At 68.0% G+C, this 13,831-nt stretch carries 15 protein-coding genes and 1 pseudogene; 5 read left to right on the forward strand and 11 right to left on the reverse strand.

Annotated elements, in window-relative coordinates; genetic code table 11:
• Positions 1 to 183 precede the first annotated feature (183 nt).
• From O5O46_RS21080 to O5O46_RS21095, 4 genes and pseudogenes are all read right to left on the reverse strand, one after another.
• On the reverse strand, positions 184 to 1,017 hold the full coding sequence (locus O5O46_RS21080) for a PIG-L family deacetylase (RefSeq protein ID WP_269857064.1): 834 nt from the start codon (positions 1,015 to 1,017) through the stop codon (positions 184 to 186).
• Positions 1,018 to 1,915: 898 nt separating this feature from the next.
• Positions 1,916 to 2,139, reverse strand: a pseudogene (locus O5O46_RS21085) (IS5/IS1182 family transposase); the annotation flags it as partial.
• A gap of 108 nt (positions 2,140 to 2,247) precedes the next feature.
• Positions 2,248 to 2,406 carry a hypothetical protein gene (locus O5O46_RS21090; protein WP_269857065.1) on the reverse strand — a complete coding sequence of 53 codons (159 nt, stop codon included), beginning with the start codon at positions 2,404 to 2,406 and terminating at the stop codon, positions 2,248 to 2,250.
• Between the two features lie 51 nt (positions 2,407 to 2,457).
• Positions 2,458 to 5,379: an AfsR/SARP family transcriptional regulator gene (locus O5O46_RS21095; protein ID WP_269857066.1), complete on the reverse strand. Its 2,922-nt coding sequence runs from the start codon at positions 5,377 to 5,379 to the stop codon at positions 2,458 to 2,460.
• A 627-nt stretch (positions 5,380 to 6,006) separates the two neighbouring features.
• On the opposite strand from O5O46_RS21095, the gene O5O46_RS21100 reads away from it, so the two are divergent.
• The 4 genes from O5O46_RS21100 (at position 6,007) to O5O46_RS35600 (ending at position 8,072) form a co-directional block, all read left to right on the forward strand.
• Positions 6,007 to 6,507 carry a hypothetical protein gene (locus O5O46_RS21100; protein WP_269857067.1) on the forward strand — a complete coding sequence of 167 codons (501 nt, stop codon included), beginning with the start codon at positions 6,007 to 6,009 and terminating at the stop codon, positions 6,505 to 6,507.
• The gene (locus O5O46_RS21105) at positions 6,504 to 7,100 is read left to right on the forward strand and encodes an RICIN domain-containing protein (RefSeq protein WP_269857068.1); all 597 of its coding nucleotides are present in this window, start codon (positions 6,504 to 6,506) and stop codon (positions 7,098 to 7,100) included. The genes O5O46_RS21100 and O5O46_RS21105 overlap by 4 nt, the downstream gene beginning before the upstream one ends.
• A 457-nt stretch (positions 7,101 to 7,557) precedes the next feature.
• Positions 7,558 to 7,956: a helix-turn-helix domain-containing protein gene (locus O5O46_RS21110; RefSeq protein WP_443072587.1), complete on the forward strand. Its 399-nt coding sequence runs from the start codon at positions 7,558 to 7,560 to the stop codon at positions 7,954 to 7,956.
• On the forward strand, positions 7,920 to 8,072 hold the full coding sequence (locus O5O46_RS35600) for a winged helix-turn-helix domain-containing protein (protein WP_443072588.1): 153 nt from the start codon (positions 7,920 to 7,922) through the stop codon (positions 8,070 to 8,072). Before O5O46_RS21110 ends, O5O46_RS35600 begins: the two co-directional genes overlap by 37 nt.
• A gap of 67 nt (positions 8,073 to 8,139) precedes the next feature.
• Here O5O46_RS35600 and O5O46_RS35370 read toward each other — a convergent pair whose 3' ends face one another.
• The 5 genes from O5O46_RS35370 to O5O46_RS21125 all read right to left on the reverse strand — a co-directional run bounded on the left by O5O46_RS35370 (position 8,140) and on the right by O5O46_RS21125 (position 10,221).
• Positions 8,140 to 8,688 (reverse strand): Ku protein, encoded by a 549-nt coding sequence (locus O5O46_RS35370; RefSeq protein WP_333482413.1) that lies wholly within the window; start codon positions 8,686 to 8,688, stop codon positions 8,140 to 8,142.
• A 112-nt stretch (positions 8,689 to 8,800) separates the two neighbouring features.
• Positions 8,801 to 9,118, reverse strand: a complete 318-nt coding sequence (locus O5O46_RS21115; protein WP_269857070.1) for a YciI family protein — start codon at positions 9,116 to 9,118, stop codon at positions 8,801 to 8,803.
• Positions 9,115 to 9,333: a hypothetical protein gene (locus tag O5O46_RS21120; RefSeq protein WP_269857071.1), complete on the reverse strand. Its 219-nt coding sequence runs from the start codon at positions 9,331 to 9,333 to the stop codon at positions 9,115 to 9,117. Before O5O46_RS21120 ends, O5O46_RS21115 begins: the two co-directional genes overlap by 4 nt.
• Before the next feature lie 145 nt (positions 9,334 to 9,478).
• Positions 9,479 to 9,820: an HNH endonuclease gene (locus O5O46_RS35605; RefSeq protein ID WP_443072589.1), complete on the reverse strand. Its 342-nt coding sequence runs from the start codon at positions 9,818 to 9,820 to the stop codon at positions 9,479 to 9,481.
• A gap of 188 nt (positions 9,821 to 10,008) precedes the next feature.
• Positions 10,009 to 10,221 carry a hypothetical protein gene (locus tag O5O46_RS21125; RefSeq protein ID WP_269857072.1) on the reverse strand — a complete coding sequence of 71 codons (213 nt, stop codon included), beginning with the start codon at positions 10,219 to 10,221 and terminating at the stop codon, positions 10,009 to 10,011.
• A gap of 558 nt (positions 10,222 to 10,779) precedes the next feature.
• Between O5O46_RS21125 and O5O46_RS21130 the strand changes: the two genes are divergently transcribed.
• The gene (locus tag O5O46_RS21130; protein WP_269857073.1) at positions 10,780 to 11,139 is read left to right on the forward strand and encodes a hypothetical protein; all 360 of its coding nucleotides are present in this window, start codon (positions 10,780 to 10,782) and stop codon (positions 11,137 to 11,139) included.
• 26 nt (positions 11,140 to 11,165) lie between these two features.
• Here the strand turns inward: O5O46_RS21130 and O5O46_RS21135 are convergent, their stop codons facing one another.
• Both O5O46_RS21135 and O5O46_RS21140 read right to left on the reverse strand, forming a co-directional pair.
• A complete protein-coding gene (locus tag O5O46_RS21135) occupies positions 11,166 to 11,615 on the reverse strand; it encodes a hypothetical protein (RefSeq protein ID WP_333482414.1) in 450 nt (149 codons plus the stop codon).
• Between the two features lie 1,342 nt (positions 11,616 to 12,957).
• Positions 12,958 to 13,752, reverse strand: coding sequence for a TetR/AcrR family transcriptional regulator (locus tag O5O46_RS21140; RefSeq protein WP_269857074.1), 795 nt, complete (start codon positions 13,750 to 13,752; stop codon positions 12,958 to 12,960).
• Between the last annotated feature and the right edge of the window lie 79 nt (positions 13,753 to 13,831).

The following is a 13,831-nucleotide window of genomic DNA, read 5'->3' on the forward strand; positions in this document are numbered from 1 at the left end:
TGAGCTGGTGGCCGGGGCGCCCGCGCCTGACGCCTGTACTGGACCTACGGCCAGCAGAACCGGGCACGGCGGGGCCCCCGGGAATGGGCACGGAACCCCGCGTTCAAGCCTCTGGGTGTGCGAGCACGCTCGATCACGCCGTGCGGGCGATGAGCTTTCCCGGGCCCCGGTCTGACAGGCGGATCAGCGTAGTCCGGCGAAGAGATCGTTCTCGGGTACGGCCGCGCCGGTGGCGTCCTGGACACGTACGAAGGTCTCCATGCCCATCAACTCGCCGAACCTCTCCTTGCCCATTTTGAGGAAGAAGATGTTCTCGCCCTGACTGGCGTGCGCGGCCAGCGCGTCGAATTTCTGACCGCTGAACGCGGTGGTGTCCACCCACGTGGTGACCGCATCGTCGGGCAGGCCTATCTCGGCCATCGCGGCGGCCTCGGCAGGATCCGGCTCCGGCATGTCCTCATGGAACTCGCGCATGATCTCGCCGAACCGCTGCATCATCGAGCGGGGCACCGTCGTCCAGTACACCTTCGGTGTCAGCGCGGTCATCTTCAGCGCCGCCATCGTGATGCGGTTGGCCTGGATGTGGTCGGGGTGGCCGTAGAAGCCGTTTTCGTCGTAGGTGACGACCACATCGGGTCGGTAATGCCGCATGAGTTCCGCGAGTCGGGCGGCGCCTTCCTCCACGGGGGTCTTCCAGAAGGATCCCGGGGCGTCGTTGCTCGGCCAGCCCGTCATCCCGGAGTCGGCATAGTCCAGCATCTCCAGATCGCTGACCTTCAGGACGTCACAGCTCGCCTCGAGTTCTTGACGGCGCATCAAGGCAACGGCCGCCGGATCGTGCCCGGGATCACCCGGCTTGACACCTCCCGGTCCATCACCGCAGCCGCCGTCGGTACACGTCACCAGGACCGTACGGATGCCCTCCGCCGCGTACCGCGCGAGGACCCCTCCGGTTCCGGTGGCCTCATCGTCGGGGTGGGCGTGCACTGCCATGAGCGTCAAGGGCCGGTCAGTCATGAAACAGTCCTCCTGCAGAAATACTTCTCGATCCGAGTGCGCGGCGGGCGTACCGCGATCCCGAGGGCCCGGATCCTGACGGGGCGACGACCTTGTGGTCTTCGTGTTCTCCGCGCGTGCCGCCCCGGTCCCTCGGTCGATGCAACAGTGCTGGCGGGAGCGGTTGTTCCCGGCACGCACGGAACATCTCGACACGTCGGGTTCGCAGGGCGGTCGGCTTCGCCAGTGGGCCGCGGGCATAACGGTGATACGGCACGGCTGCGTGCCTCCGGGCACTCTTTGGGTACGCCCCGAGCGCCCGGGCAGACGCGATTCCTTCCAGTCCGCGCGCTCTCCGTTACCTCACTGTTGCGGAGGAAGAGCTACCGACTACGCCCCAGAAGCCTTACGGCACTGTCGTCAGTCCCGCCGGTGTCGATGAACGTCAGTTTCCGAGCACAGACTCCTCGGTCATCGGCTCACTGCCGCATAGTGCCGAGGCCGGTCTTCGCTGCAAGGTCCGGGCCCGTCGACAGCCATGACATCTGGTACCTGCTGAGGGAACGCGACGCATGGGTCGCGGCCCGCTAGGTGAGCAAAACCGGCGAGGTCACCGGGTGCCCACCGCGTGCACGCAGAGCGCGGGTGCCGCCGTCGATGCAGGTGAGGCCGAACATGCTCACCACGTCCGGCGCATCGCGGAAGACACAGCCAGCGGACTGGCCCTTGAACGTGCCGCCGCAGCGGTAGTACGCGGACTCGTTACGCCACCTGGCTCAGCAGTCGGCGGCCAAACGGCGCGACTTGATGCAGGGCCTCATCGACCAGGGCGTGACACAGGCCGACATCGCACGCGAGCTCGGCGCGACGCGTCAGGCCATTCGGAAGATGCTGGCCTGCTGAGGCGCCGCCCGGACGATCACGTCCGGAGCCAGAGCCGGATCGCCGCAGTGGTGACGGTGCCATGGAAAACTGGGCGCGCTCGTCGAACCTCATGGCCACGGCCCGGAAGTTCTTCAGCGCGTTGATGGTCCCGTCCACTTCGTTCCTGCGCTTGTGGATCGCCTTGTCGAAGCCGGTGGAGCGTCCGCCCCTGCTACCGCGCCGTTGGCGGTTGGCCCGCTGGCTTTTCGGCTCGGGGATGGCGCGCAATTGCTCACCGGCTGCCACAGCCTGACCGGACCGTGCCTCCCCCGTGGGCGCGGTCCTTCGTGACTTCCTGCCAATCCCCCCGCGGCAGGAGACCACATCTCATCCGTGCAGGGCCCGGTCCACCGCAGAACCCAGCGCTTCAGGGTCGACTGCGGCCAGCAGGACGCCCTCCGGCGGCAGCGGAGCCCGATCAGCCACCCGGGCCGCATGCCACAGGCCATCGAGCAACTGTGCCAGGCCCTCGCCTCGATCGGCCACTGTCTCGAAGTCCTCGCGCTCCAACGCCTCGGCGAGCCAACGCCATCTGGGTCACGGCGATGATGGTCGCGCTGGAGCCATCGTCTGATTCATGTCGTCGATCGTCTGCCACAGCCGCAGTGCCCGCCCGCGGTGCTGGCGCGCCAGGTCGTGGACGCCGGCGGCGGCGTCCAGGTCGCCGATCAGTTGCCAGCACGCGGCCTCGTCCTGACGGTCGCCGTGCCGGTGGAACAGGTCCGCCGCGCGCTCCAGGGCCGGACTCGCCCGGTCCCGGTCGTGCTGACCGGCGTACACGCGGCCGACTTCCAGCAGCGTGTACGCGGCGCACCGCTCGTCGGCCAGTTCCTCGAAGGTGGTCAACGCCTGCCACAGGCAGCGCAGCGCCTCGTCCGGATCACCGCGCCGATCGTGCAGTCGGCTGAACCGCCGCAGCACGACCGCTACCCGATGCCCGTCGTCGAGCGCCCTGGCCTGGCGCAAGGCCTGGTCGAACCAGGACTCCGCCTCGTCGAGTTCGCCCTGCATGAGCCGCATCACGGCCATCGAACAGGACAGGTACGCTTCGAGGTGCCGGTCGCCCTCGCCGACCGCGATGGCCAGCGCCTGCTCGACACGCTTGAGGGCTTCGTCGTCACGGCCCTGCACCCGGCTGACCGTGCCCAGCATCGCCACCGACAACGCCTCGCCGCGCTTGTCCGCGCCGTCCTGGCACAGCGCGACGGAGGACTCCAGGGCACGTGTCGCCCCGTCGAACTCGTCTCGGTAGATGTGTAGTTGGCCAAGGCCGCGCAGCAGCACCGATGCACCGCGCACGTTGCCAGCGACCTCGGCCGCGCCCAACGCGAGCCGGTGCCCGTGCTCCCAGTCCTGATACAGGCACCTGTGGTCGTAGTAGGTCACCGCGCTGGCCGCCAGCTCCCAGGCCAACTCGTCCAGTCCCCAGTCCACGGCCAGTTTCACCGCGCCGAGCAGGGTTTCGCGTTCCGCGTCGAACCAGCCGACCGGGTCGGCCATCAGCCGGTCCACGACCGCGTCGGGCAGCGACAGGCGTGGCGCCGAACCGGGCTCGCCGACCAGCAGCCCGGCCGGCAGCCGATCGGTGCCGCGCCCGGCCAGATCGAGCCAGGCGGACAGCACCCGGACAATCGCGTCCCGCTTGTCCGCCGCCGGCAGCTGAGCGGCGATCTCCACCGCACAGGTCCTGATCAGGTCGTGCAGCCGGTAGCGCGGCTGGCCGATGGCGTCGGTGGCGGTGAGCCGCACCAGGCTGGCGTCGACGAGGGTGTCCAGCACCTCCTCGGCGTCAGAGCGGTCCAGCAGCGGGCCGAGCACCCAGCCGGGCAGAGTGTAGGCGCCGAGCAGACCCAGCAGGCTCAGAGCGCGCACCGCGTCGTCCGGCAGCAGCCGCAAGCTCAGTTCGACGCTGGCTCGCACGCTGAGATCCCCGATCCTCAGCTCGGCCAGCCGCCGGGACTCATCCTCGATCCGTTCCCGCAGCACCCGCAGCGACCAGGCCGGGCGGCCGGCGAGCTTGGCGCCTGCGATCCGGATCGCCAGCGGCAGGTTGCCGCAGCAGTCGAGAATCGCGTCGGCCTCCGCCGGTTCCCGCTCGACCCGCCGCCGCCCGACGATGCCGGTGAACAACTCCCGCGCTTCTGCCGGGCTCAGCACGTCCAGGTCGATATGCCGGGCGCCGGGAAGTTGCGTCAGCAGAGTGCGGCTGGTGATCAACACGGCACAGCCGTCGGCCCCCGGTAGCAACGGCAGCACTTGATCGGCGTGACCGGCATCGTCCAGCACCACCAGCATCCGGCGGTCCACCAGCAACGAACGGTAGAGCGCGGCCCGTTCGGACAGCCCTTTCGGGATCGCGCTGCCGGCGATCGAAAACGCACGGAGCGCCTCGGCCAGCATCATCGCCGGATCCCGCGGCTCATCCGATGTCGCGGCGAGGTTGAGGTAGAGCTGGCCGTCGGGGAAGGTGGCGCTCGCCAGTCGCGCGGCGTGCGTCACCAGACAGGACTTGCCGACGCCGGGACCGCCCACGATGACGGCCACCGGGGCCCGGTTCGGCGCCGACCCGTCGAGTAATCGAGCGACATCGGCCAGCGCGTCGGCTCGACCCACGAAGTCGGGTACGTCGAGCGGCAGTTGGCGCACCGGCATCGCCATAACCGGTTCAGCGGCCGCCCTGCCAGGACTTTCCGGTCGTGGGTCCGAGGGGCCGCTCGCCGGGACAGGGACCGCCAGGGCGGGATCGGCGGCCAGGATGCGCAGATGCAGCGCCTGGATCGGTGGGGTGGGGTCGACGCCGAGTTCGCCTGCCAGTGTCCGGCGCAGCCGCTCGTACACCTGCAGCGCCTCGCCTTGCCGCCGGCACCGGTAGAGAGCCACCATCAGGTGTTCTGCGACTTGCTCGTCGTAGGGGTGCTCGCGTAGCAGGGCGGTCAGCTCCTCGATGACCTCACGATGACGCCCCAGGTCGAGTTCGATGCTCAGGCACAGTTTGTGCGTGGCCGCGCGCTTCTCGTTCAGCCGTGCGGCATCGAGCTCCAGGATCCGGCTGGAGATGTCGACCAGGGCGTTGCCGCGCCAGCAGGTCAGCGCGCGCCGCAGCGCGACAGCTGTCTCGGACGGGGCCTTGTGCCGTTCGGCGAGGTGCCGCTCGTGGTCGAACTCCAGTAGGTCGAGCTGATCCGGGGTCAGGTGGATCTGGTAGCCGCCGCGCCGTGTGCTGATCAAGGAGCCGGGTGCTCCGCAGGCAGCGAGGTTGCGGCGCAGCCCGGAAAGAGCATCCTGGACCTGACGGACAGCGGTGGTGGGTGCCTTCTCGTCCCACATCACGGCGACGAGCCGTTCCGTGGCGACAAGGTTGTTGGCGTCGACCAGAAGCGCGGCCAGCATCTTGGCCTGCCGCGGTCCGTCGAGCCGCACCTCGCGCCCGGCGATCTGGACGTGTAACGGTCCCAGCACGCCAAATCTCATGTTCCCCCCGGAACTTGACGATCAGCGCCGATCCCCCGGCTGACCTCGCACTAGGACGAACCTAGGACGGCTGACGGACCCCTGTCCATAGCGTCACCGCAGCGGGCTCACCGAAAGGGCGTCGGCCCCAGCCTCAACTCATCACCTTGTCAGACGGCACACGGCGATCGCGGCCATCGCGCCCGCGACGTCACTACTTGTTCAGGGGGAAGTCTCGGCAAGAAGCTGGCCGCGACCACGGCGCTGATCGGCGCCATAGCCACGGGCTGGATGTTGGCCGGGGCACCGGCGGACGCGGCACCGCGGAGCGCCGTAACGCCGACGATCGCGGATGTGGGAATCCGGCTGAGCACCAGTCACGCCGTGGCGGTGTACGGGTGGTACTTCAACATCGACAACAATCACAAGGGCGCCCAAGACCTCTACCCGTGGATGCATGACGGGATCGACGCCGACTGCTGGAGCGACCGGGGAGCAACCGGTCGCCCGGTGAGGATGGGGTCAAGCCCGACGGGGACTGCGCGAGGCGCAGGCCGGGCTACTTCGAGTACACCGAAAGCGAGACAATCAGTGAAACTTAGAATCAGAAGTTCCATCCTGGCGGGGGCGCTGGCCTTGATCTCCACGTCCGGCCTGGTGGCCGTGAACGCGCCGGCGGCGCACGCCGCATCCTGCGGTTCGGACCGCGTCCTGGCGAGCAACCCGACCGACCTCTACGGGTACAACCTCGGCGTCATCTCCAACAAGCACCTCGGCAAGCTGTACATCGGGTACATCCCGAGCTGCCGGATGGAGTACGCGGAGGTGCACTGGGACCAGAACGCCGACCTGTCCATGATCGGCGACAACTACATCTGGCTGCAGGACGCCCACGGCCACCAGGCGGGGAAGGCGGACATCGGGAGCCTGGGCCAGTACGGCGAGTACGGGTCCTCGAACCTGGTGCCCATCGACAGCTTCGGCTACAGCTACAGCCAGCCGAGGCTGCACATCGGGCTCACCTTCAGCGGCGGCAGGACCCCGACCTGTCGCCCGACCGACTACTACGGCAACGGCCACAGCTTCGCCACCGGCGGCAGCGAGGCCAGCCACAACTGGCAGGTGTGCGGCATATGAAGCAGAAGCTCAGGACCGCGGTGGCGGCGGGTGTCATGACCATGGGCTCCCTGGCCGGCACGCTCGCCCTGTCGGGGACGGCGCACGCCGAGACCTACCAGCGCAACGTCCAGCTGCAGGACCTCCAGGACCAGGGCATCGACTGCCTGGACAGCAACTACAATGGGTCGCTCTACATCCTGCCCTGCAACGGCGGCAGCTTCCAGCGCTGGAACGTCACGTCCTACGCCCCGGACGTGAACAACTACTACAGCAGGGTGCAGATCCAGAACGTCCAGACCGGCCGTTGTCTGCGGGTCCAGTTCTTCGCCGGAAACGGCTACGAGGCCAAGACCGACAGCTGCGACGCGAGCAACTACCGGGACCAGTGGAACATGACCTGGGTCGGAAACACCCCGGGCAACCCTTCCAACAGCTTCCAGTTCCTCAACTGGCAGCCATCAGGCCCGCTGTCGGGCCGCAGCGAGTTCGACTTCTGCCTGGACCGGGGACAGGCAGGCCACGCGAACAACATGGTCTTCGACATCGGCCAGTTCCAGAAGACCTGTAACAACCACTCCAACAAGTGGCAGATCTGGAGCATGGTCCACTAGGCAGCCGTCGCTGCCGGATGGCCGACCGGTCGTGCCGCCCAATGGCGGCATAACCTTTACCCCGCCGACGAACGACCCAGATGCGATCTCCGCGGGAGCCTGGGTGAACGGCAGTTACGTCGGCGATGTGGAGAGCCCGCGGTTCTACTGAACCGCCTGATTCAGACCGGCCGCCCCGAAAGCTGTGCATGTCGCGGCAAAGTGAGACAGCGCCACTGCCACCGCCGGGTGCCAGACCGGATCACACGGCCCGCCGACGATGGGCAGTGTGATCCGGCCCAGATGACCATGCTCAAGACGGTTGGCCTGTGGGAGGTTCGGAAGGCGGGTGATCCGACTCTGTACTTACCCGTCCAGCCTCACCGCCGACCTGCGGAAAGAGGATGTGAAACAGCTTCTACTGATCTTTTCGTTAGTTCTGTGGGTGTGATGGGCTTGTTGGCGGGATCCTGGTGTCGTGTCTTACAAGCCTTCGCCTGTTGCCTCCGCGCCTGTCGTTCCGCCTTTGACGCGGCCTCAGTTGACCGAGGCTCGGCGCGTGCGGACGGCTGAGTTGTTCGAGCAAGGACGCTCGAGTGCTGAGATCGCACGGATGCTGGGGGTCAGCCACGAAAGCGTACGGCGGTGGAAACGGGTGTGGGAGGAAGGCGGCGCTGATGCCTTGCGGCGACGCCCGGCCACCGGTCGTCCGCCGAAACTGGACGATACCCAGGTCGAACAGGTGCGGACCGCGCTGGAACAGGGCGCCCAGGCGCATGGCTTCGAGGCTGATCTGTGGACGCTGGAGCGGGTTGGTCTGGTGGTCGAGCGGGTGACAGGGTGTCATTGTCGCGGGCGTCGGTCTGGCGTCTGCTGACCAGTCGGTTGGGCTGGAGCCTGCAGCGGCCGGAGCGTCGGGCGGTGGAGCGGGACGAGTCCGAGATCGCCCGCTGGATCGCTCATGAGTGGCCACGCATCAAAAAGGGGCGATGAACAAACGTGCCTGGATCGTTTTCCTCGACGAATCGGGCGTCTCGCTGCTGCCCCAGGTCCGACGCACCTATGGCCCGCGACGACCGACAGCACCATGATGTCCGCGATTGATGGGAACAGCAGCTCCTTCAGCCGGAGCACGATCTCCTGCACGGCCCCGAACATCGGCCACATCCACCGGGTTGCCGATCACTTTCGGGCAACTTCCCGGCGGCCGCTCCAGCCGCCAGCCATCACTCAGCGTGGGCGGACCACAGAAGTTGAGCCAGAACCGAATCTCGTGAACAAAGCCACGCGATTTTTGACGTCTCCCAGACTTCGTCGATGACGGACCTGCTGTAGCCGCGCGCGGTGGCGCCGCGCCGGAACCACATCTCCACCTTCGGAAGGCGGTTGGCATCGGCGAGGGCGCGTCGGGGGCCTGCCACCCGCGGGCGATCTCATGCTGCTCCACCTCCCGGCCCTCCGTCTCGCACACCCGCCGGTGCCGGATCCTCGCCCCGCAGGCGGCGTGCACTTCATGCAGCCGCGGCCGGGCCCCCTGGGTCGCCGGGTGGAGCTGCACGGGCAAACCGACCAGGCCGAATGTGATGTGGGCCGCCCAGATGGCGCTCATGGTTCCAGCGTGCTGCGCCCCGGCGCCGGGTGCACAACGAAGAAGCCCCTCGGCCGAAGAAGGCCACGGCAAGCAGCCAGCGGAGAAAACCGGTTGATCCCGGCTGCGGTGATTACACCCCACCTTCGGCCCGTTGCACAGCCTCGATGTCGAACGGGCCGATGCCGAGCAGCTGGTGGACGTGCCACTCGATGATCTCGATCGTTGCCTGATCGTCGCGTGCAAGGGGATCGTCCTGTGCGATGGCTTCTGCGACTGAGCGGGAGCTCGCACGTACCACGTACAGCCCCATCGTGGGATCCGAGCTGGGCCCGGAGATCAGGACTGTGCCCTGTTCGTGCTGGTCCCGCATCCAGTCCAAATGCGCCGCGAGCATTCGTTGTGGCTCCGCCGGGCGCTTACCGCGCCTGATCACCAGGTACCAGATCATGATTGCCCCTCGTAGCTCCACAGGTCCGGGCCGTCGCCCCGCCACTCGATCAGATCCCGATCGTCCAGAGCCAGGTCATCAGGGTCCAGGCCTACACGTCGCAGGAACTCCTCGACATCCGCCAGCGACGTAGCGACGCCGACAGGCTCGCCGAGGACCGTCATACGGCGCTCACCGCCATGAGGCGCGTGCACGACGATCGGCGGCTGCTCCATACGCCCAGCCTGCGCCCTGCTGGTGGCCGCCGCATGGCAGGTGTGCGTCTGTGCCGGTGGGGCACGCGTCGTCGTACCCGGTGTAGGCGCCGGCTCGTGGCCGCACCCTGTGCCCACCGGCCGGCGCACCGGCCAGCCAGCGCGGCTACCCCTCCTCGGGCGGCAGGCCCTGGCCGTGGAGCGCTCTGGCAGTCGGGCACGGCCACCTCACCCCGCAGGTTCGACACGTCAACGGCCAGACGCCTACCGTCGCCCTAAGTAGACGAGCCACGGCCCGGAGAGCGTCGTAAGCCATCGCACGAACATTCTCGCTCTTTGCCAGCGCATGCGTGACCTTGTCGCGCTTGAACCAGGTCAGCACCGAGCTCGCATTGCGGTCCATGTTGCAGGGCCCGCAGGCTGGTACCAGGTTCTCCGGATCATGCGTTCCGCCATTCGCCACCGGCCGCAGGTGATCAACCTGGTCGGTCCGCCGCAGTACACACATGACGCCGAGGCGAGCACCTCCCGGCGCACTGCCGCAGGAACGGCACCAAGGTTTCGCCGTACCTCTTCCCCGCTGCCTTTCGAGCAGTGCTGCCGTTCCTTGTGGCACCGTGCGCAGTATCCGCAGTACCCCTCACGGTTCTGGCACCCTGCACCTACGCAAGCGCCCATGCCCCTCGCTTCCTGGCGCTACTCCTGCTCGGCCCGCACGATGATCATCCGGTACACCGCCCCACCCCGCCGCTCCGGATCATCATCCGTGCGGGCCTCCGCGATACCCGCATGCGACTCGATCCACGTCCGCACCGCCGCCAGATCCACCGCCGGGCCACGCAGGTACACCTCCACCGCGTCATCGACGATCGGCAGGTCGTTCAGGTAGTCCGCGTAGCACTCTTCCATGCACAGGCCAACGCCGCAGGCTGAGGCCGGTACACGGCCTCACGACGACGGGCCCGGCTCCCGATATTCGGAAGCGGGGCCTGTGCACGCCGCGGTCAGACGTCCGCGGCGGGCTGCGGGTCGTCGACGTGCTTGAGTGCCATCGGGGCCTCGGGTACGTCCGGGCCGCTGAGCGTCGCCCAGAACGCGTGCGTCGCCAGAGCCTTGGCCAGCTCCCGCTGTCGGGCGAGCAGCTTGTCAACTGCCGCGTGGTCGTCCTGCCGACCGATGCGTCGTGGTGCACGCCGCGCGCGTCTGTGTACGGCTCGGGCTCGGGTTCCGGCCGGTGCGGGAGGCGCGCGTACAGGTCGGCGAGGTCGCGCTGGGCTTGCTGCCAGTCGCGTTGGAGCTGGATCAAGTCATCGAGGAAGCGGAGTTCGGCCACGATCGGAATCGCACAAAGCATCGTTTCAAGAGCGCGTCGCGACACCCCGACGAGGGCACACGCTTGGTGCCCCGCCGCCCTCACGGGTCGCTAAAGATTCGACATAGCGCTGTCCTGCTCAGGAGGATCGGCCCATGAGTCTCCTCGTACACACCTTTGTCTACGACGCCGACGGCGGTCGCGACTTCCTGGAGGACCCCGAGCACGGCAAGGCCCTGGCTGGTTTCGAGAGCACCCGGACCCGGCTGTGGGGCTCGGCGGCGATCCGGGCTTTGGGCTCCCGGTTCTTCCCACAACTCGGCGGCGGCGACCTTTACGTAGAGCGGGACGAGATCGATGAGTTCCTCACCGAGTGTGAGGCGATTCGTCCACACCTCGACAACCTTGCCAAGCAGGGCGGTTACCAAGCCGACTACGTCACTCAGCGCTTCGACAACGTCGTTGCCGCCGCGCTACGAGCCAAGGCCGTCGGCGGTGGGATCGTTGTGTGGTAGTGGTCGAGGATCGAGGCAGGCGGTCGTTACGCGGCACTAGCCCGCGACGGTAGGCCTCGATCGCCAGCTTGTACGTCTCCCTCGGCCTCACGGCGCCCAGACGTCGCCACACCGCCAGCCCGGTAGCGAATGCCTTCATGCCGGGCCAGCCGATTCCTCGCTAGCACCGATCCCGACAAGCCCTCCAAGAAGAACACCCGTCCGATCTCCTGTGCTTCCGCCTCGGCCACCTGCATCAGCCAGCGTCGCCGCTCGTCATCCCACACCGCTTCCACTGCGGCATCGACCAAAGCCGGGCCCGCGCCGCGAAGTTGCCCGGCCATCCGCACGTAGCTTCGGACCAGGGCCATCTCCGACGGCAGCAACTCCAACCGCCGATACGCCGGATCGACCTGCTTTGCCAACCACCGGTCCGACACCGCGCCCGCTGACTCAGCACGCAACCCGCGGTACACCAACGCGTCCGTGCCGTCCACGGTCAGCCTGACCTCCCAACCACTCTCGCAGCCGGGTGCGGGGACGAGCAGCTCGGCCAGGCCCCGCTCTAAGCCAACCGCCGCCAGCCCGCGTCCGGCTCCCCGGCCTCGAACGTCCACCACTCGACCGCTGCTGTCCGCTCGCGGACCAGCAACTCCCAGTCCTGCGGTCGCAGTTCCATCCACGCCCCCTCTGGTACTCACTGGGGCCGATCCTGCCGCAGCGCCCTTAGAGGTGACCGGGAAACGGGCACACAGTCACACGACGAAGATCCACGACCAGCCCACGCGTTCGACTGTGGACGCCCGCAGTCCTCAGGCCGCGGTAGGCACGGGCTGCCCTGGCTCGTACAGCCACGCCACCTGCGTGCCGTCTACCCGCACAGTCAGCCCGAACCGGTCCACGCCTGGCTGCCCGGCCCCGTCCCACCACCACCACGCCGCCTCGACCTCATCCCACAGGCGCCGCGCTCCAGATTGGAACACCACACCCCGATCGCCATCCTTCGGCCAACGGACCGCAGCCCAGGACCGGTCAAGGAGGCTGATGAACCACACCAGCGCCTCGGTGTCGCTGCGCTACAACGTGTGCACACCCCGGCACGGCCAGACCCACGACGAACGGCGCCGCCGTGAAGCAGACATCAGGCACCAGCAACAACGGCGACAGGCCCGTTTCCGTGACCTCCGCGTCGCCGGGAAACCCCCCGGGCAGGTACCCCTCGAACTGCGGCCACACCTCCCGCTGGGATCGCAGCTTCATGAACTCCACGCTGCCGGTGAACCGCCCCGACGCGCCTGGGGATAGGGCGCAAACAGCCAATACGCCCGAACGGGTACACGTCTCTCACCAGCCGCGGCCAGCTTCAACGTCGTCTGGGGCGCTATACGAGTGAGCAGCAAGTGACTGGTGCGGAATCAGACATACCCGTGGCGAAATCTAGTCAACGCGCCTACGCCTGCGGTGACTTGTCAGACTGGCCGCCTATCTCGACAAGACCGGCATGCCACCGGCCCACGAGCCGGTCTTCCGCGCCCGGCGAGGCCCCGACCGACCGCCGGTGTGGCGCTGGCCCCACCAGCCCACCGCCTTCCCGACGAGCGCCCTGGAGCACCATGCTTGCCCTCACCTCGCTGCTCGCTGCCCTGGCGGACGCCGACCGTGCGGGCGAGCCGGGTGCGGCGGCCGCTACGGCGGCGGGGACGTTCAGGGCGGCGCGGATTGTGCGCGGGGTGTACTTACGCGCGGCCTGGATGCCTCTCGCAGCGCGGGCTTTGCGCTGCGAGAAGAGGTCGGTCGCGTGGGCTGGGGCTGACGCCGGGGCGGCAGCGGGTGGCCCCGTCATTCCTGCCGTGTGATCGCGCGCAGGTATGCCTCGGTGAAGAGTTCGCAGACTTCGTTCATGGGTGGGAGGTCAAGGCTCTGTATGGGTTCGAGGAGCGGTCGCGTGAGGATGTGGGTGATCACCGGACCCAGCAGGAGTTGGACCAGGATCGGCAGTGGCAGTGGTCGTATCCGGCCCGTCTCCACGTGCGGCAGCAGGAGCCGTGCGAGGCTGTCGAATAGGCGCGGGAGGTACGCCCGCGTCGCTCGCGCGGCGGGCCCGTCGGGTCGACTGAAGAGGTCCGCGAAGATCGCCGGGAGCACTCGCGGCTCGCGGTCGAACGCCACGATCACGGCACGGTAGAGCGCCTGCACAGTGTCCTCCAGGCGCTCCGGCGGGTCGGCGGCCAGGGCTTCCAAGTCGGGTAGGGGGCCGTAGATTTCGTAGACGGCGCCGAGTAGGCCGTCGCGGCCGTCGAAGACCGTGTGCAAGCTGGGAAGCGAGCACGCGGCCCGCTCCGCGACGGCGTCTAGGGTCATCGCGCCGAGGCCTCGCTCGGCGACGAGCTGCGCCGCCGCCTCGATCGCCCGCTCGCGGACCGGCCGCCGACCGCCGGGGTCGACGCCCGCCCGCCGGACCGCCTCGTCCAGCGCGGCCCGTGAGCCGCCCAGTCGGCGCAGCAATGTGCTGCGGGAGACGCCAGCCGCCGCAGCGATCACTGTCAGCGGGACGTCCGCGACGTCCCGGCCGCGTTCGTTCGCCGCCGCCAGGGCGGCGGCCACTAGATCCCGCATCTGCTCATGGTCCTGCATGTGCAACACGATACTACTTGACATCTGAGACCGTACCAAAGACCTTATATATAAGAGTTCCACTGGAATGAGGGGGGAA

Source organism: Streptomyces sp. RPT161 (assembly GCF_027533845.1).
Lineage (GTDB): Bacteria > Actinomycetota > Actinomycetes > Streptomycetales > Streptomycetaceae > Streptantibioticus_A > Streptantibioticus_A silvisoli_A.